Source organism: Pseudomonas sp. S2_H10, assembly GCF_054668285.1.
The window spans coordinates 2,871,953-2,893,922 of the sequence record NZ_CP162754.1 but is presented as its reverse complement, the minus strand read 5'-3'; the positions used below and the strand labels follow the sequence as shown (position 1 = coordinate 2,893,922).

Below are 21,970 nucleotides of genomic sequence, written 5' to 3'. Positions count from 1 at the left end.
GCACCGCGTTAAACCAGGAAGCCAGCGTTATCGTTAGCGACCTTCGCGAGCAAGCTCGCTCCTACAAGGGGCGGTGTTACTCAGCGGGTAGGGTTAAGCGCTGCCCGGCCATCAACAACGTCAAACGGCTCAGGCTCATCCACGGCGAGCCGGCAGCCTGGCCCTTGATCTGTGCGTCGATGCGTTGAGCTTCCAGCAGCAGTTGCGCCCAGCGCTGTGCCGAGTAGCGTTGCAGCGCTTTGCTCATCAAGGGTTTACGTTTGTCCCAGACCGGCGGTTTGGCCTGGCTAAAGGCCTTGTCCAGCGGCGTGCCCTGGCTGTACTGCAGCGAAATGTTGGCCAGCAGGCGCAACTCCCGGGCCAGCGCCCAGAGGATCACCGGCGGCTCGACGCCTTCACCGCGCAAGCCTTCGAGCATGCGCAGCGCGTGGGCCGCTTCGCCGTTGAGCACCGCATCGGTCAGGCCAAAGACGTCGAAGCGCGCACTGTCGGCTACCGCTGCCTGCACGGTTTCAACGGTGATCTGACCGCCTTCGGCCATCAGTTTGAGCTTTTCGATTTCCTGGGCGGCGGCCAGCAGGTTGCCCTCGACCCGTGCAGCAATCAGTTCAACGGCATCCTGGCTGGCGGAAAGCCCGGCCTGGGACAAACGCTGGCGGATCCAGCTCGGCAACTGGCTGACATCGACCGGCCAGATCTGCACGAACTGGGTCTGCTGTCCTTCGACCAGCGCTTTGCCCCATTTGGTTTTCTGCGCGCTGCCATCGAGCTTCGGCAAACTGATCAGCAGCACGGTGTCGTCGGCTGGACGCGAGCAGTACTCGATCAGCGCGGCGGCACCCTTGTCGCCGGGTTTGCCGGAAGGCAGACGCAGTTCCAGCAGGCGCTTTTCGGCGAACAGCGACATGCTGGCACCGGCTTGCAGCAAGGTCCCCCAGTCGAAATTGGCGTCAGCGGCAAAGACCTGGCGTTCATCGAATCCCTGCTGGCGGGCGGCGGCGCGAACAGCGTCGGCCGCTTCCTGGCACAGCAGCGGGTCATCGCCGCTGATGATGTAGACCGGCGCGAGGGCACCTTGCAGGTGTTTGGCGAGTTGGGCGGGGGCGAGCTTCATAAGAAAGGGCGAACGGGGCGCCTGGGCGCCCCGTAAGTCTTACTGCTGCGGCAGTTCGACAGGCGACTGGCGCGGGGTTTCCGCTTCAGCCTTTTGTGCCGCTTCCAGCGCCGCGGCGTCAGCCTTGGCCTTGGCTTCGGCGGTCTGCTGCAACTGATCCAGTTGGGCCGGGGTCAGTTGCTCCAGGCGCAGCATCATGCGTTGAACCATCTCCCGGCGGCCTTCTTCCCGGGCTGTTGCGGCTTCCTGATCGGAGCCCACCAGGTTGTTGCCGTCGTGCATATAGATTTTCTGCACTTCAAGCTTGTCGCTCAGCAGTGGCAGATCGCCACGGCCACGGATGTCGTAGCTCAGCACGGTGGTGATCTGGTACTCGCCAGCACGACCGGCACCTGCGTAGCTGATGATGCGCTGGTTTTCCTGTTCATTGGTCAGGATCAGCTTGTAAGGCGCGCCGGTATAGACCTTGACGCCGCTGCCTTCCAGGACCTGGCGCAGTTGGGTCACGGTCGGACCGTAGGCGTTACGGGCGCTCAGGTCGAGTTCCTTGATCGCCAGTTCGTTGGTGCCGGTACCGCGCAGCTGGAAACCGCAGGCGCTCAACAGAACCGCGAGGCCCATCACCAGCAAGTTGCGTTTGATCATTGTGTTGCTCCCCTTGAAACCATGTGGGCCGGTCATGCGGCCCGAAAGGTTTTATTCGGCGCCAGGCTCACCTGGCGCCTGATCCAATTAGCTGGCGACGATGTTGACCAGTTTCCCGGGCACTACGATCACTTTACGAATAGTCAGGCCGTCGACGAAACGCAGCACGTTTTCGTTGGCGCGGGCAGCGGCTTCGACTTCTTCACGCGTCGCGCCGGCCGGCATTTCGATCTGGCCACGCAGCTTGCCGTTGACCTGGATGACCAGCGTCAGGCTGTCCTGCACCAAAGCGCTGTCATCCACCACTGGCCAGCCGGCATCGATCACAGGATCGGCGTGACCCAGCTTGTTCCACAACTCGTGGCTGATGTGCGGGGTGATCGGAGCCAGCAACAGGGTCACGGCTTCCAGGCCTTCCTGAACCAGCGCGCGATCCTGTTCGGTGCCTTGTGCGGCTTTTTCCAGCACGTTCATCAGCGTCATCACCTGGGCGATGGCGGTGTTGAATTTGTGGTGCTGGCCGACGTCCTGGCTGGCCTGCTTGATGGCCAGGTGGATCGAACGGCGAACGGCTTTCTGCTCGTCGTTCAGGTTGGCGATATCCAGTTTGCACGGCAGGCCCTGAGTGACGTGCGCTTGCGCCAGGCGCCAGACGCGCTTGAGGAAACGGTGCGAGCCTTCTACGCCCGAGTCGGACCATTCCGCGCTCATGTCAGGCGGCGAGGCGAACATCATGAACAGGCGGCAGGTGTCTGCGCCGAACTGATCGATCATCGACTGTGGGTCGACGCCGTTGTTCTTCGACTTGGCCATCTTCTCGGTGCCGCCGATTTCCACCGGCAGGCCGTCGGATTTCAATTTGGCGCTGATGACCTTGGCCTTGCTGTCACGCTCAAGCTCGACGTCCGCCGGGTTGAACCAGGTGTAGGCACCATTGGCTTCGCGACGATAGTAAGTCTCGGCGATCACCATGCCCTGGGTCAGCAGGTTCTTGAACGGCTCGTTGGAGCTCACCAGGCCTTCGTCGCGCATCAGCTTGTGGAAGAAGCGCGCGTACAGCAGGTGAAGAATCGCGTGTTCGATACCGCCGATGTACTGATCCACCGGCAGCCAGTGGTCGGCCGCGGATTTTTCCACCAGGCCGCCTTCATAATGTGGCGAGGCGTAGCGGGCGTAGTACCACGAGGACTCGACGAAGGTGTCCATGGTGTCGGTTTCACGCTTGGCAGGCTGGCCGCATTTAGGGCAGCTGCACTCGTAGAACTCAGGCATGCGTGCCAGTGGCGAACCGGCGCCGTCCGGCACCACGTCTTCCGGCAGTACGACCGGCAGTTGATCTTCCGGTACCGGCACGTCACCGCAGGTGGTGCAGTGGATGATCGGGATCGGGCAGCCCCAGTAGCGCTGACGGCTGATGCCCCAGTCGCGCAGACGGAACTGGGTACGCGAGGCGCCCAGTTGTTTCTTGATCAGCGCGACTTCAATGGCGTCGAAGGCGCCCGCGAAGTCGAGGCCATCGAACTCGCCGGAATTGATCAGCGTGCCGTGCTCGCCGTAGGCGTCTTGCCATGGCGTCGGGTTGGTGTCGCCGGAACTGGTGCGCACCACCGATTTCACCGGCAGGTTGTACTTGTGGGCGAATTCGAAATCACGCTCGTCGTGGGCCGGAACCGCCATCACGGCACCGTCGCCGTAGTGCATCAGCACATAGTTGGCGACCCAGACCGGCAGTTTTTCGCCAGTCAACGGGTGCTCGACGAACAGGCCGGTCGGCAGGCCTTTCTTCTCCTGGGTGGCGACGTCGGCTTCGGCCACGCTGCCGCCCTTGCATTCAGCGATGAACGCTTGCAGCTCAGGATTGTTCTGTGCGGCCAGGGTAGCCAGGTGATGCTCGGCAGCCACGGCGACGTAGGTCGCGCCCATGAGGGTGTCAGGACGGGTGGTGAAGACTTTCAGTGCACCTGTTTCGCCGATGGAGTCGACGTTGTAAGGGAACTGCACTTCCATGCCGCGGGACTTGCCGATCCAGTTGCGCTGCATGGTCTTGACCTGTTCAGGCCAGCCCGGCAGGTCGTCGAGGCTCTCCAGCAGCTCATCCGCGTAGGCGGTGATCTTGAAGTAGTACATCGGGATTTCGCGCTTTTCGATCAGCGCGCCGGAACGCCAGCCGCGACCGTCGATCACTTGCTCGTTGGCCAGGACGGTCTGGTCGACCGGATCCCAGTTCACGGTGCCGCTTTTCTTGTAGATCACACCTTTTTCGAACAGGCGAGTGAACAGCCATTGTTCCCAGCGGTAGTAATCAGGCTTGCAGGTGGTCACTTCGCGCGACCAGTCCACCGCCAGGCCCAGGCTGCGCAGCTGGGTCTTCATGTAGGCGATGTTTTCGTAGGTCCACTTGGCGGGCGCCACGTTGTTCTTCATTGCGGCGTTTTCCGCCGGCATGCCGAAGGCGTCCCAACCCATCGGTTGCAGAACATTCTTGCCTTGCATGCGCTGGTAGCGGGAGATCACGTCGCCGATGGTGTAGTTGCGCACGTGCCCCATGTGTAGCTTGCCGCTGGGGTAAGGGAACATCGACAGGCAGTAGTAAGTCTCCTTGCCTGGCTGTTCACTGACTTCAAAGGACTTTTGCTCGTCCCAGAACGACTGGGCGGCGGCTTCGATTTCACGGGGCTGATATTGTTCGTGCATGGCTACTTTTGAACTGAATAGGGGTGGCCTAATCCTCTTCAATGCGACGCTGGACGGTGAACGCGCCAATTCGGCGTTTCGGTGTCCAGACGAGCTGGAAGTGGAGTTACAGGAAGCGCCGTAGCATACATGACCGCACTCTATCGAGGGAAACCCTGATTAGTGCCGCGCGTCATGCTAAAACCGCTGCGAGGGCCGTTGGTCGCGGCGTTCAGCCGGTTTGTTCATGGAAGCTAAGCTCTAACTGGGGAGTAGGTCTTATCTTCCAATGAGGTGAGGGATGGTTGAGTCACAGCAAAAAGCTACAAAACCGGAGCTGTACGAAAGGCTGATCGATCGTTTGGCCCTGGCCTTGGAAGCGGCAAAAACCGCTAGCCGGTTGCGCGACGTGCGCCCTCTGGAACTGGAACTGCGTGGCCTGAGCCCCGCAGAGTTTGCACTGGTCAAGGCGTATCTGGATCGCAGTGAGCGTGAGACGCATGGATGCTTGTCAGAGGCGGTAAAGCAACTAGACGCACCACGTTCAGCCAAAATCATCTGGCTCAAGGACAAAGTTCAGGGCAGAGACGCGGTAAAGGTCCGGTCTTTGCAGTTCAAATAGGGCACAGAGTCATGCTCCACGCATTTTTGAAGAATAGTCCTTCCGTATCGATTGTCGCATCGCGCCAACCCACTTAGGCTTCGGGCATCTCCGGGAGATGCTCGATGCCTTTTCGTTATTTCGTAAAACAACTTCTTTTGCCACCCGGCATTCTCTTGCTGCTGCTTTTGCTTGCCTGGTGGTTGCGTCGATCGAGGCCGAGGCTTGCCGGTGCGTGTTTTGCGCTGGGGTTAGGCGGTTTCTGGCTGATGAGCCTGCCGGTGGTGGTGCAGTGGAGCGCGAGGCTGCTCGAGCGTGAGCCGGCACTTGCCCGCGAAGAGTGGACAGTGCTGGGACAGCGTGCGGACGCCATCGTGGTCCTCGGCTCGGGCCGCGAGCGCGGTGATGTGGCCTGGGGTGCAGACCAGCCCACAGGCGTCGGTCTGGAGCGCCAGCGCTTTGCCGCGCGGCTGGCCAGGGCTTCCGGCCTGCCGCTACTGACCAGCGGCGGCCTGCATTACGGCGGGCCGCCCAGCGAGGCGCAGATGATGGCTGACTCTTTGCGTGACGATTTTGGCGTGACCGTGCGCTGGCAGGAAGGGCGCAGCCGCACCACCTGGGAAAATGCCCGGTTCAGCGCCGAGGTGTTGCTGCCTCAGGGCGTCAAGCGCGTGGTGCTGGTGACTCAGGCCTGGCATATGCCACGAGCGGTCTGGAGCTTTCGCAAGGCCGGGTTTGAAGTGGTGCCGGCGCCGGTAGGCTTTCTGGGCGGCGACCACGCGCGGCCACTGGGTGGCTGGATGCCGGAGTTCAAGGCGATCTGGCAGAACGGGCAATTGATGAACGAGGCGGTGGGGCAGGTCGGTTATTCGTTGTTTTACCGATAACCCAATGGTTGCCCGCGCCCTGTAGGAGCTGGCTTGCCAGCGAAAGCGTTGTGTCAGGCAACATTGATGTTGAATGTGAGGGCCTCATCGCTGGCAAGCCAGCTCCCACAATAATTTCGGTAGCTCACGAATACTGCATACACCCACTGACCCTGTGGGAGCTGGCTTGCCAGCGATGGCGGTGGGTCAGGCGACATTGATGTTGAATGTGAGGGCCTCATCGCTGGCAAGCCAGCTCCCACAATAATTTCGGTAGCTCACGAATACTGCGTACACCCACTGACCCTGTAGGTGCTGGCTTGCCAGCGAATGCGATGTCATGGCGACCATGGCTTTCGCCGGCAAGCCGGCTCCTACAGGTTTGATGTGGTGTCAGTTCAGACGGTCTTGGCCATCCGGCTGGCAATCAGCGCCCAGCCAAACAACAGCACGCAGACAATGATCAGCGGCCACGAACGCCATTGCAGGTACGGCGTCAGGTTGTGCATCGGCACCACTTCGCCATATAGGATGCCGCGTTCGAACTGCGGGATCTGATCGGTGATCTGGCCGAACGGGTTGATCAGGCCGGACACGCCATTGTTGGTGGCGCGGATCATCCAGCGGCCGGCTTCCAGTGCGCGCATCTGCGCCATTTGCAGGTGTTGCAGCGGACCGATGGAGGTGCCGAACCAGGTGTCGTTGCTGATGGTCAGCAGCAGGTCGCTACGGGCGGCAAGGCTGGCGGCGAACTCCGGGTAAACCACTTCATAACAAATGTACGGAGCGATCTGATAACCCTTGGCCTGTAGTAGCGGTTGATCGGCCGGGCCACGAGCGAAGTCCGACATCGGCAGGTCAAAGAAGGCGATCAGCCCGCGCAGCACGTCCTGCAAGGGGACATATTCACCAAACGGCACCAGTTTTTGCTTCAGGTAAGTGCCGTCGCCTTCACCGGCAACGGTGATGCCGTTGAAGAAGCGCTTCTCATGGCGTACCTCCATGCGCACCGGGACGCCGGTTATGAAGGCCGATTTACGCTCGGCCGCGAAGTTACCCATCATGCTCAGGTAGCCCTCGGCAGACTCCTTCAGCACTGGAATCGCCGTTTCCGGCCAGATCAGCAGGTCGGCGCGCTTTGAGCTGAAGCTCATGTCGCGGTACAGCGCCAGTTGCGCGTTGAGCTGCGCCGGGTCCCATTTCATGCTTTGTTCGACGTTGCCCTGGATGGCGGCAACGCTCAATGGCGGGCCCGACGGGCTGGTCCAGGCATGGTGCTTGAGTGCCATGCCGGCCAGCCATGGACCGACCAGCAACAATACACCGGCAGCAATGAAGCCTTTGCGCCCCGTGCGAACGAGGCGCAAGCCGTTGTAGATCAATGCCGCTGTCAGGGCCAGGGTAAAGGAAATCAGCCACATCCCGCCGACGGGGGCGAGCCCGGTCAGCGGGCCGTCGAGCTGGCTGTAGCCGGAATACAGCCACGGGAAGCCCGTCAGGAACCAGCCACGGAAGGCTTCCTGGCCGACCCACAGCGCCGCGAAGGCCAGGGCGTCGGCCAGCGGCGCCTCATTGCGGCGCAGCCAGCGCGCCCAGATCCAGGCGGGCAGGGCAAAGAACCAGGCAATCGCCGCCGTGAAGAGCAGCATCAGGAAACCGGCCAGCAGCACTGATGCGCCGCCGAAGTGGTGAATGCTGTAGTAGATCCAGCTGGTGCCGGCACCGAACAGGCCGAAACCGAAACACCAGCCGCGACCCAGGGCCTGGCGTGGGCTCAGCTCGCGCAGACCGGCATAGAACAGGCCGACGGCGAGCAGTGCCAGTGGCCAGATATCGAACGGCGCCAGGGCCAGTGTGGTGATTGCACCGGCCGCCACGGCCAGCAGGTTACCGGGCCAGCCGGGGCGGGTTGTCCAGCGCATTTCAATCCTTAGCGAGCAATGGGCGTCAGGCGAAGCAAGTGAATCCGACGGCTGTCGGCGTTCAGGATGCGGAAACGGTAGGGGCCGATTTCAGTGATTTCGTTACGTTTTGGCAGATGCCCGAACGCGCTCATCACCAGGCCGCCGACGGTGTCGAACTCATCGTCGGAGAACTCGCTGTCGAAAAACTCGTTGAAGTTCTCGATCGGCGTCAGGGCCTTGATCAGGAAATCACCGCTGGGCAGCGGCTTGATGTAGCTGTCTTCTTCGACGTCGTGTTCGTCTTCGATGTCGCCGACGATTTGTTCCAGCACGTCTTCGATGGTGACCAGGCCTGCCACGCCGCCGTACTCGTCGATGACGATGGCCATGTGGTTGTGGTTGGCGCGAAATTCGCGCAGCAGCACGTTAAGGCGCTTGGATTCCGGCACGAAGGTGGCCGGGCGCAGCAGGTCCTTGATGTTGAAGCTGTCGCCGTTCTCCTTGAGGATCAACGGCAGCAGATCCTTGGCCAGCAACACGCCCATCACGTCATCGTGGCTTTCGCCGATGACCGGGTAGCGGGAGTGGGCCGAGTCGACCACAGCAGGCAGGAACTCGCGGGGTGTCTGGTTCGCCTTGATGCTGATCATCTGCGAGCGCGGGACCATGATGTCCCGCACCTGCAGGTCAGCCACCTGGATGGCGCCTTCGACGATGGCCAGCGCTTCGCTGTCCAGCAGTTTGTTCTGGTGTGCATCGCGCAGCAGCTCCAGCAGCTCCTGGCGGTTTTTCGGCTCGTGGGCAAAAGCCTGGGTGAGCTTACCCAGCCATGACTTCTGCCCGTTGCTCGATCGATCTTCGCTCATAGCGATTACTCTGAATCCTTTGTTGTTTCGGTAGGGAATGCGTCGGTTTCGTCGTCCGCGTACGGATCGGGAAAGCCCAGTTCTGCAAGCAACGTTCGTTCCAGTGCTTCCATCTCTTCGGCTTCGTCGTCATCAATATGGTCATAACCGAGCAGATGCAAGCAGCCGTGGATCACCAAATGTGCCCAATGGGCATCCAGCGCCTTGCCTTGCTCGGCAGCTTCACGCTCGACCACGGCCACGCAGATCACCAGATCGCCCAGCAGCGGGATGTCGAGGAACTCATCCGGCACATCGGCCGGGAATGACAAGACGTTGGTTGCGTAATCCTTTTGCCGCCAGGTGTGGTTCAGCTCGCGTCCTTCGGCTTCGTCGACCAGGCGAATGGTCATCTCCGAGTCGGCGCTGCGCTGGCGCAAAGCCAGTTCGCACCACTGGCGGAACTCGGCTTCGCCGGGGGCGGCGGCTTGGGTAGCGATTTGCAGGTCAAGCTCAAGCATCGCGGCGGCTATCCTTGGCGGCTGCATCGTCGGCCGCTTTGGTTTCGAAGCGCTCATAGGCTTCGACAATGCGCTGTACCAGCGGATGGCGCACGACGTCCTTGGGCTGGAAGTGCGTGAAGCTGATCCCCGGCACGTCCTTGAGCACTTCGATCACATGGTGCAGGCCGGACTTGGTGCCGCGCGGCAGGTCGACCTGGGTGATGTCCCCGGTGATGACGGCCGTGGAACCGAAGCCGATCCGGGTCAGGAACATCTTCATTTGCTCGACCGTGGTGTTCTGGCTTTCGTCGAGAATGATGAAGCTGTTGTTCAGCGTACGGCCGCGCATGTAGGCCAGCGGCGCAACTTCGATCACCTGGCGCTCGATCAGCTTGGCGACGTATTCGAAGCCGAGCATTTCGTAGAGCGCGTCGTAGAGCGGGCGCAGGTACGGGTCGATTTTTTGCGACAGGTCGCCGGGCAGGAAACCGAGTTTTTCACCCGCTTCGACCGCCGGGCGCACCAGCAGGATGCGACGGATCTGCTCGCGCTCCAGTGCGTCCACCGCGCAGGCAACGGCCAGATAGGTCTTGCCGGTACCGGCCGGACCGATGCCGAAGTTGATGTCGTTGCCGAGAATTTCCTTCACGTAGCGCAGCTGATTCAAGCCGCGGGGGCGAATCATGCCTTTCTTGGTGCGCAGGGCAACGGACGGCTCGGCGGGGGAGTGGTTGTCCAGCTGTTCGACGGCCGATTCCTGCAGGAACAGGTGCACCATGTCCGGCGACAGCTCGGTACCCTTGGTTTCCCGGTACAGGCGGCGCAGAAGGTTTTCCGCGGAGGTGGTGTGTTTGGGTTCGCCGATCAGCTCGAACTGGTTTCCGCGATTGCGGATCTCGATGGTCAGGCGCTGTTCGATCAAGCGCAGGTGCTCGTCGAATTGCCCGCACAGATTGGCGAAGCGACGAGCTTCAAAAGGCTCGAGGATGAAACGATGTGGTTCTATGGGTGCGTTCAAGGTCGTATTTAGCCGCCCTGGGGCAATAGTGATGAATCAAGGATAGCGCCAGTGGCGCGGGTGCGAAAGCTCTTAAATGGATCAGCCCATTCTCAAGAACAATGCAGTTCACTGTGGGAGCTGGCTTGCCAGCGATGGCGATGTAACTGGCGACACCATTGTCGGGCTTGCTGGCCCTATCGCTGGCAAGCCAGCTCCCACAGGGATCGGTGTTACTGAATTAGCGAGCCGCGCAGCGAGTGCGGTTGCGCGGCATCGATGTGCACATCCGCGAACTGGCCGATCAGGGTCGGATTGTCGCAGCGGAAGTTGACGATACGGTTATTCTCGGTCCGGCCTTGCAGCTCGCCCGGGTCTTTTTTCGAGTAATCGGTTACCAGAATGCGCTGGATCGAACCGACCATTTGTCGGCTGATCTCGAAACCTTGCTGGTTCAGGCGATGCTGCAGGGCATTCAGCCGCTCTTTTTTCAGCGCTTCCGGGGTGTCGTCGGCGAGGTCGGCGGCCGGAGTGCCCGGGCGCTGGCTGTAGACGAACGAGTAGGAAAAGTCGAAACCGACGTCGGCAATCAGCTTCATGGTTTGCTCGAAGTCTTTCTCGGTCTCGCCCGGGAAGCCGACGATGAAGTCCGAACTGATGCAGATCCCCGGCACGGCAGCGCGCAGCTTGCGCAGTTTGGATTTGTATTCCAGCGCGGTGTGGTTGCGCTTCATCGCGGCGAGGATGCGGTCCGAACCCGACTGCACCGGCAAGTGCAGGTGCTTGACCAGTTCCGGCACGTCGGCGTGGGCCTGGATCAGGCTGTCGGAGAATTCCAGCGGATGCGAGGTGGTGTAACGGATGCGGTCGATGCCATCGACTGCGGCGACCACGCGGATCAGCTCGGCCAGATCCGCCAGGCGCCCGTCATGGGTAAGGCCGCGATAGCCGTTGACGTTCTGCCCCAGCAGCGTCACTTCGCGTACACCGTTTTCGGCCAGGTGAATGATCTCGGCAAGCACGTCGTCGAACGGCCGGCTGACTTCTTCGCCTCGGGTGTAGGGCACAACGCAGAAGGTGCAGTACTTGCTGCAACCTTCCATCACCGACACATAGGCGCTCGGGCCATCGATGCGCGGCTCGGGCAAATGGTCGAATTTTTCGATTTCCGGGAACGAGACGTCGACTTGCGGCAGTTTGCTGGTGCGCGCGGCGTCGATCATTTCCGGCAGGCGGTGCAGGGTCTGCGGGCCGAAGACCACGTCGACGTACGGCGCGCGATCGCGGATGGCGGCGCCTTCCTGGCTGGCCACGCAACCGCCGACGGCGATCACCATGTCCGGGTTGGCCAGCTTCAGTTCACGCCAGCGACCGAGCTGGGAATAGACCCGGTCCTGTGCCCGTTCGCGGATCGAGCAGGTGTTGAGCAGGATGACGTCGGCGTCTTCGGCGCGGGCGGTGACTTCCAGGGCCTGGTGTTCGCCCAGCAGATCGACCATGCGCGAGCTGTCGTACTCGTTCATCTGGCAACCGTGGGTTTCGATGTAAAGCTTCTTGGCCATGGAAAGAGTCATCACGTGATTCAAAGAACCGCGCATTATAGGGAACATGTACCCAGGTTCCTACCGCTGCGCGTCCGATGGCTATGCTATAGTTCGCGCCCTCATTTTTATCCCCCGATGTGTTGCTCGCCTGCCATGACCAAACGTGAAGCTCCAATCTACAAGGTGATTTTCCTCAACCAGGGCCAGGTGTTCGAAATGTACGCCAAGCAGATCTATCAAAGTGATCTGTGGGGCTTTCTGGAAGTGGAAGAGTTCGTCTTTGGCGAGCGCACGCAAGTGGTCGTCGATCCGAGCGAGGAAAAGCTCAAGGCTCAGTTCGAAGGCGTGGTGCGCAGTTTTGTGCCGATGCATTCGATCGTGCGCATCGACGAAGTCGAGCGTCTGGGGACGCCGAAAATCAGCGAAGCCCGTGGCGCGGTCGGCAATGTCATGCCGTTTCCGATGCCGATGCCTGAGAAGTAAGCAGCGCTGTCAGGGAAGAGGTGCGAAAGGCGTACGCCCGTCAGCGCTCTGCAATTCCATCAAATATTTACGGAATATTTGCCCGAGCACCTGGGTGGCGACTTCGAGTTCTTCGCGGGGCATCTTTTCGGTGACTTCGTCGGCAGTGTCCAGTGCATCTTCAGCACCGTTGACCGCGGCCATTTTCAGCAGGATGTATGCCTGAACATTGTTAGCCGGCACGCCTTCGCCGTGGAAGAACATGGTGCCGAGCTTGAATTGCGCCTGGGCGTGGCCTTGCAGTGAAGCTTTTTCGAAAAAGCTCAGGGCTTGATTGAGGTCGCGCGGTGCGTTTTTGCCTTCGTAGTAGAACTCACCCAACTCGTATTGCGCTTGCGCATCCCCTTCATCCGACGCTTTCTGGCAGGCGGCGAGCGCCTGTTCCAGGTCTTGCGGCTGGGTATTGAGGGTGCAGCGACCCATCGCTGGGATTAACAACGAGTTGCCGCCTGCTTGTGCTTGCGCGAGCAGGGGCTGAAGAAGCAACAGGCAGCCCAGTGCAAGGGTGCGGCCGGTGCGGTTCATGGGAATCGACTTACCTCTGAAGGGCGCGCGGACCCATCGAGGGATCCAATAAGCGCGCATTATGAAATAAGCAGGGCCAACCTTACAAAGTCTTTACTCGTTTTTCTGCTGCGCGGGAAATATATCTCCCGTTTTGCGGGGGATTTTTGCTGAAACTGTAGGAATGCAGGCGGGCATGTAGGTGAAAGCTGACGCTGGCCGTGGCCAACGTCAGCGCTACAGCGTTACTTCAAGGCAGCGAAGGCACGCTCGGCGGCGTCCAGGGTCAGCTTCAGTTCGGCTTCGCCGTGGGCGATCGAAGTGAAACCGGCTTCGAAGGCACTCGGTGCCAGGTACACGCCACCTTCCAGCATCAGGTGGAAGAAACGGCCGAACAGGGCTGCGTCGCTGGCCATCACGTCATCGAAAGTGACAATGTCGTCGGCGCCGCTGAAGTACAAGCCGAACATGCCGCCGGCCTGAGTGGTCACGAACGGAATGCCGGCCGCATCGGCGCGCTGTTGCAGGCCGTCGAGCAGGCGAGTGGTGTAGTCGGTCAGCTCGGCGTGGAAGCCCGGGCGGCTGATAAGGCGCAGGGTGGTCAGGCCGGCGGCCATCGCCAGCGGGTTGCCGGACAGCGTGCCGGCCTGGTAGACCGGGCCCAGCGGAGCGATGCGCTGCATGATTTCCCGCTTGCCGCCGAAGCAGCCGACCGGCATGCCGCCACCGATGATCTTGCCGAAGGTGGTCAGGTCCGGCGTCACGCCGTAGTACGCCTGGGCACCGCCGAGGGCGACACGGAAACCGGTCATCACTTCGTCGAAAATCAGCACCACGCCGTGCTTGTCGCACAGGGTCCGCAGGCCTTCGAGGAAGCCCGGTGCCGGCGGCACGCAGTTCATGTTGCCGGCCACTGGCTCGACGATGATGCAGGCGACGTCCTGGCCGACTTCGGCGAGCATGGCTTCAACGGCATCGATGTCGTTGAAGGGCAGGGTCAGGGTGTGTTTGGCGAACGCTGCCGGTACACCGGCCGAGCTCGGTACGCCTTGGGTCAGTGCGCCGGAACCGGCCTTGACCAGCAGGCTGTCGGAGTGACCGTGGTAGCAGCCTTCGAACTTGATGATGCTGTCGCGGCCGGTGAAACCACGGGCCAGGCGAATGGCGCTCATGGTCGCCTCGGTGCCGGAGCTGACCATGCGCACCATTTCCATCGACGGCACGAGCGAGCAGACCAGGTCGGCCATCTGCGTTTCCATCTCGGTCGGGGCGCCGTAGGACAGGCCATGCTCAAGCTGTTTGCGCACGGCGTCCAGTACGTCCGGGTGGCTGTGGCCGAGGATCATCGGGCCCCAGGAACCAACGTAATCCACATAGCGCTTGTCGTCTTCGTCGGTGACGTAGGCGCCTTCGGCGTGCTTGAAGAACAACGGCGTGCCGCCGACGCTCTTGAACGCGCGAACCGGCGAGTTCACGCCACCGGGAATGTGTTTCTGGGCATTGGCAAACAGCGTTTCGGAACGAGACATGATCGGGCTCTCAAATCAGATTTAAAGCTTAAATGGAAAACAGTTCGTTGAAGGTGCGGGCGCGGCGGGTCACCTCAGCCGTGTTCTCGGCACCGAACAGGCCATGCACCACCGCCAGCAGATCGACGCCATGGGCCACCAGTGGGGCGGCGTTATCCAGGGTGATGCCGCCGATCGCGCAGATTGGCAGGTGCAACTGCTTGCGGGCCTGGTCGAGCAGGTCGAGGCTGCAAGTCGGTGCGCCGGGTTTGGTGTTTGAATTGAAGAAGCGGCCGAAGGCGACGTAGCTGGCACCTTCCTTGGCGGCCTGTTCGGCCAGTTCGAGCTGCGCGTGGCAGGTCGAACCGATGATCGCCTGGCGCCCGAGCAGTGCACGGGCAGGAGTCAGCGGGCCATCAGTCTGGCCCAGGTGCACGCCCACGTTCAGGCGTGCAGCCAACTCGGCGTCGTCGTTGATGATCAACTGCGTCTTGTAGCGTTCGCACAGCCCGCGCAAGGCTTCGGCTTCACGCAGGCGGCGGGCCTCGTCACTGCTCTTGTCGCGGTATTGCAGCAAGGTGACGCCGCCTTCCAGCGCCGCCTCCACGTACTTGAGCAACTTGCCGTCCAGCAAATGACTGTCGGTAATGGCGTACAGGCCACGTAGTTTCATCGGACAAGCCTCACCGCAATGCAAATAGAAGTTACGAACAGAAATCCAGTGGCAAGCGGCGCGGTACAAACTGGCCTTTGCCCAGTTGCTCGGCGTCACGCAGGGTGCGCCACGTGTAGTTAAGCGCGGTCTGCACGGCACTGGCGAGATTTTCGCCCTGGGCCAGACGACCGGCCAGCGCGCTGGCCAGGGTGCAACCGGAACCGTGATAGCTGCCTGGCAAGCGCTGGCAGGTAAAGGTTTCGCGCAGGCCATCGCGGCTGTACAGGCGGTTGTGGATTTCGGTTTCGTCGCCATGGCCGCCGGTGATCAGCAGGTGTTTGACGAACGGCAGGAGTTTTTCAGCGCACTCGTCCGCGGTGCCTTCGGGCAGTTCGGCGAGGATTCGGGCTTCGGGAAGGTTGGGGGTCGCAATGATCGACAAGGGCAGCAGGCGTTCGCGCATGGCATAGCCGACTTCGTCCTTGCCCAGGCGTCCGCCGCCGCCGGCGCGCAGCACCGGGTCGCAGACCAGCGGCAGGTGCGGGTGCGCCGAAAGCAGTTCGACAACGGTGTCGACCATTTCCAGCGAACCGAGCATGCCCAGTTTGACCGCCGCGACTTCGGAATCGTTGAGTACGGCATTGGCCTGGGCCAGTACCCACTCACGGTCGAGGACACGGAAGTCAGTGACATTGACGGTGTCTTGCACGGTCAGCGCGGTGACGGCCGGAGCCGCATGGCAACCCTGAGCGAGCAGGGCTTCGATATCTGCCTGCAAGCCGGCGCCACCACTTGGGTCGTGGCCGGAGAGACAGAGGACAACGGGGCGTGAGCTGTAGATATTCATGGTGCGCGAGCTTACCACCAAACCTGTTTTTCGGGTGTTGTGGCGGTGCGGTTAATCGATACATTGTGGCGAGGGGGCTTGCCCCCGTTGGGTCGCGAAGCGGCCCCCCATAACCTGCCTGGTTCAACGCCTTGGCGGGTTTCACGACTGCTGCGCAGCCGAACGGGGGCAAGCCCCCTCTCCACAGTGACTTGCCAACCACAAAATGCCTTCCCGGAGCTGCTCTGAGACGCCCGTACTAGAGCCTCCGGATGAAAAGTTTCAATGGTGTTTAATGGCCATCAACGGCTATGCTAGAGTGGATCCAAACCAATAACAGGTGATACCGGTTTTACGTCTGCTCAAAAGGAATGGGGGGCTTCCTGACAGAACCGGACAGGCCACGCTGGGGCTTCAATGCGCTATTTGCTGATGTTGCTGTTGTGTTTGCCCCTCCTGGCAAACGCCGTCGAGTTCGATGAGTTCACTCAAAGCCTCCCCTTGGGCCGAACCCTGCAGGTCTACGAGGACGCAGGTGGTCAGGCAACCATCGCGGATATCCGTGCGCAAGCGGCGGCCGGCAACTTCAAGGCGCACCACAAGGACACGCTCAACGCCGGGTACTCGCGTTCGGTGTTCTGGCTGAAAATCGACCTGCATTACCGTCCGGCCAATCCGGCGGCGCAACGGACCTGGTTGCTGGAACTGGCCTATCCGCCCCTCGATCATCTCGATCTCTATTTGCCCGATGCGGCCGGCAACTATCAGTTGGTCAGGCGGACCGGCGATGCCTTGCCGTTCGCCAGCCGCGAAATTCGCCAGAACAACTATCTGTTCGACCTGACGTTCAAGCCTGACCAGGCGCAAACCCTGTTCCTGCGCTTGCAAAGCGAAGGCTCGATCCAGGCTCCGGTCACTTTGTGGTCAAGCACCGCCTACCTCGAAGAGCAGCCCGTGCGCCTCTATGTACTGGGGCTGATCTACGGCGTGCTGCTGGGGATGCTGGTCTACAACCTGTTCATCTACCTCAGCGTGCGCGACACCAGTTACCTCTACTACATCTTCTATATCGCCTCGTTCGGCCTGTATCAGCTGTCGGTAAACGGGGCGGCCGTGCAGTATTTCTGGCCGGACAATCCATGGTGGGCCAACGCCGCTACGCCGTTTTTCATCGGCTGTGCGGGGCTGTTCGGCAGTCAGTTCGCCCGCAGCTTCCTGCAAATGGCTACCCACAGTCGCTGGCTCGACCGCTTGTTGTTGGCGCTGGTTGCCTTCGGTGCGCTGGTGATCGGCCTGTCATTGATGACCAGTTATGCCCTGGCCCTGCGCCTGGCCACGGCGCTGGCACTGACGTTCACCGTGGTGATTTTTGCCGCCGGGATCTTTGCCTGGCTGCGGGGCCTGCGCGTTGCGCGATATTTCATCATTGCCTGGTCGGCGTTTTTGCTCGGCGGCATCGTCAATACGCTGATGGTACTGGGCTACCTGCCGAACGTATTCCTGACCATGTATTCCAGCCAGATCGGCTCGGCCATCGAAGTGGCGTTGCTGTCCCTGGCGCTGGCCGACCGCATCAACGCCATGCGCGAGCAGCAGGCGCAAACGCTGTTCGACGCCAGCCAGAAGCTTGAAGTGCTCAACCAGCAACTGGCTCGCAGTAACAAGCTCAAGGACGAATTCCTCGCCACCCTGACCCATGAACTGCGCACCCCCATGAACGGTGTGATCGGTTCGCTGGAGCTGATGCAGACGGTCGAAATGGAGCCGGAACTCGAGCAGTATCAGCAGACGGCTTCGGGCTCGGCGCGGGACATGATGCGCATGGTCAACGGCATCCTCACCCTCACCGAATTGCAGGCCGGCAAACTCAAGGCCTCGGCCGACACCTTCAGCTTGCGCGGCATGGTCGAGGCACTGCGCACGCAGTTCGAGGGCAACGCATCGGGCAAGTCGCTGGACTTCAAGATCGACGTGGCAACCGGGGTGCCGGATCGCTTGCACGGCGACAACCTCAAGATTGCGCAATGCCTGGAATGTTTGCTGGATAACGCCATCAAGTTCACCAAGGTCGGTGGCCTGGCCCTGCGGGTGACCGGCAAGGCCATTGAGCCCGACCGGCTGGCGTTGACCTTTGCGGTGATCGACACCGGCATCGGCTTCACCGATCTGGGGGAGGCCACGATGTATCAGCGGTTCTTCCAGCTCGACGGTTCGATGACCCGTGAATACGGTGGCCTGGGTGTTGGCCTGGCGATTTGCCGACAGTTGGTCGAATTGCTCGGTGGGCGCCTGACACATCGCTCCGAACCAGGCCGTGGCAGTCGGTTTCAACTGGATGTGGAGGTCGGGCTGCCGGTGGCCCAACGTCCGGTGACGCCGTTGATGTCCCGGGACTTTCCGCGCCTGCGCTTGCCTGGGGATTGTGCCGTGCTGTTGGTGGATGACAACGGCGTCAGCCAGTTGGTGATGCGCGGCATGTTGCTCAAACTGGGTTTTCGCATACGCACGGCTGACAGCACCGATGTCGCGCTCGATCTCTTGCAGCGCGAAGTGTTTGACGCGGTGCTGGTCGATTGTCAGTTGCCGCTTCAGGACGGTGAGTCGCTGTGCTGCCGCATCCGCGAGTTGCCGGGATATGCCGAACTGCCGTTGTTCATGATCGCGCTGAGCGGTGACCGAGAACGCTGCCCGACCGGCGCGCTGATCGATTACTTGAGCAAACCGGTGAAATTCGAAGACTTGCAGGCCGCGCTCTACCGTCGCGTGCTCTGCCCGCAGCAGGGCGAAAGCGCCGACAGTTAGGCGGATATGACACTTTGATCGGCCGAGGGGCGGTGCTTAACTGAATTCCCTTGGCCGACCAAAGGAGCCCTGTCATGAACCTGCATCAGTTCGCCGAAACCCACGAAGTCACCAACCAGCCACCTTCACTGGATGGCGCCAACCTGTACCGCATCGACTTGCCGTTGCAGGAATGGTCGCGACGCTTCGGGGCGGGCTGGGCCGAATCGCGGATCGACGCCTATGGCGCACTGGCCGGTGGCCCGTTGATGGAGGCCGGGTTCCTCGCCAATCAGAACAAGCCGGTGTTCAACAGCCATGACCGCTTCGGTCATCGTATCGATCTGGTGGAATTTCATCCGGCTTATCACCAATTGATGCGCACGGCGGTGGAGCACGGCCTGACCTCGCTGCCCTGGGCACACCCGCAGGACGGCGCCCATGTCGCCCGCGCTTCGATGTCGTATCTGCACAGCCAGGCCGAAGCCGGCAGTGGTTGTCCATTGACCATGACCTTCGCCAGTGTGCCGGCCATGCGCCTGCAACCGGACCTGGCGGAAAAGTGGCTGCCGAAAATCCTCGCCACCGAATACGACCCGCGCAACGTCGGCATGGCCCACAAGGCCGGGGTCACCATCGGCATGGCCATGACCGAGAAACAGGGCGGCACCGATGTGCGGGCCAATACCACCAAGGCTTATCCGGTCGGTGCCAGCGGTCCGGGCCAGGCTTATGAGCTGGTGGGGCACAAGTGGTTTTGCTCGGCGCCGATGTGCGACGCCTTCCTGACACTGGCGCAGACCGACAAGGGGCTGACCTGTTTCCTGCTGCCGCGCCATCGTCCGGACGACACGCGCAATCAGTTCTACATCCAGCGTTTGAAGAACAAGCTCGGCAACTGCTCCAACGCTTCCAGCGAAGTGGAGTTCCGTGGCGCGCTGGCGTGGATGGTCGGTGAAGAGGGCCGAGGCGTCCCGACGATCATCGAGATGGTCGCCATGACCCGCTTCGATTGCATGGTCGGGTCCAGCTCGCTGATGCGCCAGGCGCTGACCCAGGCCAGCCATCATTGCGCGCACCGTTCGGTCGGCGGCAAGCGGCTCAGCGAGCAGCCGTTGATGCAGAACGTGCTGGCGGATCTGGCGCTGGAAAGCGAAGCCGCCCTGGCATTGAGCCTGCGCATGGGCAAGGCGCTGGATCATCTGGATGACTCGCAGGAAGCCAGGTTCGCCCGGCTGGTGACGGCAGTGGGCAAGTACTGGATCTGCAAACGAGCCCCGGCGATGATCAACGAAGCGGCTGAATGCATGGGCGGCGCGGGTTATGTCGAAGACAGCATCCTGCCGCGGCTTTACCGCGAGGCACCGGTGAATTCGACGTGGGAAGGTTCCGGTAACGTGCAGTGCCTGGATGTGCTGCGAGCCCTGTCGAAAGAGCCGGGTGTGCTTGACGCACTGTTCAGCGAGTTGGGCGATGGCCATGGCGACAAGCGCCTGGCTGCGCATATCCATCAATTGCAGGTGGCCTTCAAGGACACCAGCGACATTCAGTACCGTGCCCGGCAATTGACTGAAGATATTGCTCTGGGGTTGCAGGCGAAGTTGTTGCTGGAAGCGGGGAATTCGGTGGTCAGTGATGCGTTTATTGCCAGTCGTCTGGGCGGTGGCGGCCGGGTCTACGGCGCATTGCCACGCGGGCTGGATGTGGAAGCGATTGTCGCCCGCTCGACGCCACAGGGTTTCTGATCACGACTGACCCGGCACCGCAAACCCTGTGGGAGCGAGCTTGCTCGCGATGACGGATTAACATTCAGCAGTGATGTTGACTGATACGCCGCTATCGCGAGCAAGCTCGCTCCCACAGTTGTTCTTTGTACTCAGTCAATGCCACTGTTCCCGTGAAGCGACGATGCAGGCAAGATGAAGGTCTGCAAGTCAGAACACAGGATGCTGATCGTGACCGAAGCTTTTATTATCGTTCAAACCGCCGAGCAAGCCGTGGATCGGCTTGCACACTTGCACCATCGTGCAACCACCGCGTTGAGTCAGGCGCTCAAGCGCTACCTCAAGGACCGCGTCGAGCCCGATGCCGAACAGCGCTCGATGTTCCGCTATCCCGAATTGCGCCTGACCTATCACTGTCAAGGCGAAGTCCCGCAGACCACTCGCGCTTACGCCAAGGTCCAGTTGCCGGGCACTTACAGCGTCACCGTCACCCATCCATCGGCTTTCCGTAAATACCTGCTGGAACAACTGGTTCCGCTGATGCACGACTTCACCGTGACCGTGGAAGTCGGTGTCAGCCAGCAGAACATCCCGTATCCGTATGTGGTCGAGCAGGGCGATGAACTGGCCGGCTCCGGCGTCACCGCTGCCGTGCTGGCACGGGTGTTCCCGAGTACCGACCTGTCGGCCGCGACCGACGGCATTGCCGACGGTTTGTACGACTGGGAAAACACCGATCCGCTGCCGCTGGCCCTGTTCGATGCCGCCCGGGTGGATTTCTCCCTGCGCCGGCTGGTGCATTACACCGGCAGCGACTGGCGGCATGTGCAGCCGTGGATCCTGCTGACCAACTATCACCGCTATGTCGACCAGTTCATCGTCCACGGCCTGGAGCAATTGCGCAGCGACCCGCGTTTTGTGCGCATGGTCCTGCCGGGCAACGTGATCATCGAAAAGAGCATGGATCACGGCGAAGCCTCGGCGATTGCCGCCGGCGTGGTCTGGCACCGCTACCAGATGCCGGCCTATCACCTGATCGCCACTGACGGCCACGGCGTGACCCTGGTCAACATCGGTGTCGGCCCGTCCAACGCCAAGAACATCACCGACCATCTGGCCGTGCTGCGTCCGCATTGCTGGCTGATGATCGGTCACTGCGGCGGCCTGCGTCAGTCGCAGACCATCGGCGATTACGTGCTGGCCCACGCCTACATGCGTCGCGACGGCATTCTCGACCGGGTGGTGCCGCCAAACATTCCGATTCCGGCGCTGGCCGAAGTGCAGATGGCGCTTCAGCAAGCGGCGGCCAACGTCACCGGCGAGAAGGGTGACGAACTGAAGAAACGCCTGCGTACCGGTACCGTGCTGACCTACGACGACCGCAACTGGGAACTGCGCTGGGCCCAGGAGCGGCCGCTGATCAACCTGTCCCGCGCCGTGGCGGTGGACATGGAAAGCGGCACCATCGCAGCCCAGGGTTATCGCTTGCGGGTGCCGTACGGCACGTTGCTGTGCGTCTCGGACAAACCGCTGCACAGCGAAATCAAGTTGCCGGGCTCGGCCAACGCCTTCTATGAACGCGCGGTCAGCCAGCACTTGAAGATCGGTATCGAGGCGGTGGATCTGTTGCGCACCGAACTCAACTCGCTGCACTCGCGCAAACTGCGCAGCTTCGACGAGCCGCCGTTCCGCTAACGGTTATCATGGTCATTTGGCGGTCAGGGCACTAGCATTAGCAGCCCTGACCGTTAGATGTTC

Annotated in this window: 18 protein-coding genes; 6 read left to right on the top strand and 12 right to left on the bottom strand. The window is 61.4% G+C overall.

From position 1 onward, the window contains the following. Nucleotides 1-76: 76 nt before the first annotated feature. From holA to leuS, 3 genes are all read right to left on the bottom strand, one after another. Nucleotides 77-1,114: a DNA polymerase III subunit delta gene (gene holA / locus AB4O16_RS12860; protein ID WP_460157857.1), complete on the bottom strand. Its 1,038-nt coding sequence runs from the start codon at nucleotides 1,112-1,114 to the stop codon at nucleotides 77-79. A 39-nt stretch (nucleotides 1,115-1,153) separates the two neighbouring features. Continuing rightward, the gene (locus AB4O16_RS12855) at nucleotides 1,154-1,759 is read right to left on the bottom strand and encodes an LPS-assembly lipoprotein LptE (protein WP_160385767.1); all 606 of its coding nucleotides are present in this window, start codon (nucleotides 1,757-1,759) and stop codon (nucleotides 1,154-1,156) included. Between the two features lie 87 nt (nucleotides 1,760-1,846). Then, complete coding sequence (gene leuS / locus AB4O16_RS12850; RefSeq protein ID WP_460157856.1) at nucleotides 1,847-4,453, bottom strand: leucine--tRNA ligase; 2,607 nt, start codon at nucleotides 4,451-4,453, stop codon at nucleotides 1,847-1,849. A 280-nt stretch (nucleotides 4,454-4,733) separates the two neighbouring features. On the opposite strand from leuS, the gene AB4O16_RS12845 reads away from it, so the two are divergent. Together AB4O16_RS12845 and AB4O16_RS12840 are read left to right on the top strand one after the other, a co-directional pair. After that, nucleotides 4,734-5,054, top strand: a complete 321-nt coding sequence (locus AB4O16_RS12845) for a hypothetical protein (protein ID WP_160385765.1) — start codon at nucleotides 4,734-4,736, stop codon at nucleotides 5,052-5,054. A 104-nt stretch (nucleotides 5,055-5,158) separates the two neighbouring features. Beyond that, a complete protein-coding gene (locus AB4O16_RS12840; RefSeq protein WP_460157855.1) occupies nucleotides 5,159-5,920 on the top strand; it encodes a YdcF family protein in 762 nt (253 codons plus the stop codon). Between the two features lie 377 nt (nucleotides 5,921-6,297). Here the strand turns inward: AB4O16_RS12840 and lnt are convergent, their stop codons facing one another. The 5 genes from lnt to miaB form a co-directional block, all read right to left on the bottom strand. Then, on the bottom strand, nucleotides 6,298-7,821 hold the full coding sequence (gene lnt / locus AB4O16_RS12835) for an apolipoprotein N-acyltransferase (RefSeq protein ID WP_460157854.1): 1,524 nt from the start codon (nucleotides 7,819-7,821) through the stop codon (nucleotides 6,298-6,300). Nucleotides 7,822-7,829: 8 nt separating this feature from the next. Continuing rightward, nucleotides 7,830-8,669, bottom strand: a complete 840-nt coding sequence (locus tag AB4O16_RS12830; RefSeq protein ID WP_150715958.1) for an HlyC/CorC family transporter — start codon at nucleotides 8,667-8,669, stop codon at nucleotides 7,830-7,832. A gap of 5 nt (nucleotides 8,670-8,674) precedes the next feature. Beyond that, nucleotides 8,675-9,169, bottom strand: a complete 495-nt coding sequence (gene ybeY, locus AB4O16_RS12825) for an rRNA maturation RNase YbeY (protein WP_460157853.1) — start codon at nucleotides 9,167-9,169, stop codon at nucleotides 8,675-8,677. Next, entirely contained in the window at nucleotides 9,162-10,169 is a 1,008-nt protein-coding gene (locus tag AB4O16_RS12820) for a PhoH family protein (RefSeq protein WP_008022966.1), read from the bottom strand. The genes ybeY and AB4O16_RS12820 overlap by 8 nt, the downstream gene beginning before the upstream one ends. Nucleotides 10,170-10,381: 212 nt before the next feature. Beyond that, nucleotides 10,382-11,710, bottom strand: a complete 1,329-nt coding sequence (miaB, locus tag AB4O16_RS12815) for a tRNA (N6-isopentenyl adenosine(37)-C2)-methylthiotransferase MiaB (protein ID WP_160385761.1) — start codon at nucleotides 11,708-11,710, stop codon at nucleotides 10,382-10,384. 135 nt (nucleotides 11,711-11,845) lie between these two features. Here miaB and AB4O16_RS12810 point away from each other — a divergent pair, with 135 nt between their 5' ends. Further along, a complete protein-coding gene (locus AB4O16_RS12810) occupies nucleotides 11,846-12,175 on the top strand; it encodes a DUF1820 family protein (RefSeq protein ID WP_003185742.1) in 330 nt (109 codons plus the stop codon). A 9-nt stretch (nucleotides 12,176-12,184) separates the two neighbouring features. Here the strand turns inward: AB4O16_RS12810 and AB4O16_RS12805 are convergent, their stop codons facing one another. The 4 genes from AB4O16_RS12805 to AB4O16_RS12790 all read right to left on the bottom strand — a co-directional run bounded on the left by AB4O16_RS12805 (nucleotide 12,185) and on the right by AB4O16_RS12790 (nucleotide 15,728). Next, nucleotides 12,185-12,739, bottom strand: a complete 555-nt coding sequence (locus AB4O16_RS12805) for a tetratricopeptide repeat protein (protein WP_160385760.1) — start codon at nucleotides 12,737-12,739, stop codon at nucleotides 12,185-12,187. 224 nt (nucleotides 12,740-12,963) lie between these two features. Then, entirely contained in the window at nucleotides 12,964-14,247 is a 1,284-nt protein-coding gene (gene hemL, locus AB4O16_RS12800; RefSeq protein WP_008052405.1) for a glutamate-1-semialdehyde 2,1-aminomutase, read from the bottom strand. A gap of 28 nt (nucleotides 14,248-14,275) precedes the next feature. Beyond that, on the bottom strand, nucleotides 14,276-14,899 hold the full coding sequence (gene thiE / locus AB4O16_RS12795) for a thiamine phosphate synthase (RefSeq protein ID WP_460157852.1): 624 nt from the start codon (nucleotides 14,897-14,899) through the stop codon (nucleotides 14,276-14,278). Nucleotides 14,900-14,930: 31 nt separating this feature from the next. Continuing rightward, the gene (locus AB4O16_RS12790; RefSeq protein ID WP_460157851.1) at nucleotides 14,931-15,728 is read right to left on the bottom strand and encodes a hydroxymethylpyrimidine/phosphomethylpyrimidine kinase; all 798 of its coding nucleotides are present in this window, start codon (nucleotides 15,726-15,728) and stop codon (nucleotides 14,931-14,933) included. A gap of 396 nt (nucleotides 15,729-16,124) precedes the next feature. On the opposite strand from AB4O16_RS12790, the gene AB4O16_RS12785 reads away from it, so the two are divergent. The 3 genes from AB4O16_RS12785 to amn all read left to right on the top strand — a co-directional run bounded on the left by AB4O16_RS12785 (nucleotide 16,125) and on the right by amn (nucleotide 21,907). After that, nucleotides 16,125-18,509 carry a 7TM diverse intracellular signaling domain-containing protein gene (locus tag AB4O16_RS12785; RefSeq protein WP_460157850.1) on the top strand — a complete coding sequence of 795 codons (2,385 nt, stop codon included), beginning with the start codon at nucleotides 16,125-16,127 and terminating at the stop codon, nucleotides 18,507-18,509. A 74-nt stretch (nucleotides 18,510-18,583) separates the two neighbouring features. Continuing rightward, nucleotides 18,584-20,233 carry an acyl-CoA dehydrogenase family protein gene (locus tag AB4O16_RS12780; protein ID WP_460157849.1) on the top strand — a complete coding sequence of 550 codons (1,650 nt, stop codon included), beginning with the start codon at nucleotides 18,584-18,586 and terminating at the stop codon, nucleotides 20,231-20,233. Between the two features lie 174 nt (nucleotides 20,234-20,407). Continuing rightward, nucleotides 20,408-21,907, top strand: a complete 1,500-nt coding sequence (amn, locus tag AB4O16_RS12775; RefSeq protein WP_178120512.1) for an AMP nucleosidase — start codon at nucleotides 20,408-20,410, stop codon at nucleotides 21,905-21,907. The last annotated feature ends 63 nt before the right edge of the window (nucleotides 21,908-21,970 follow it).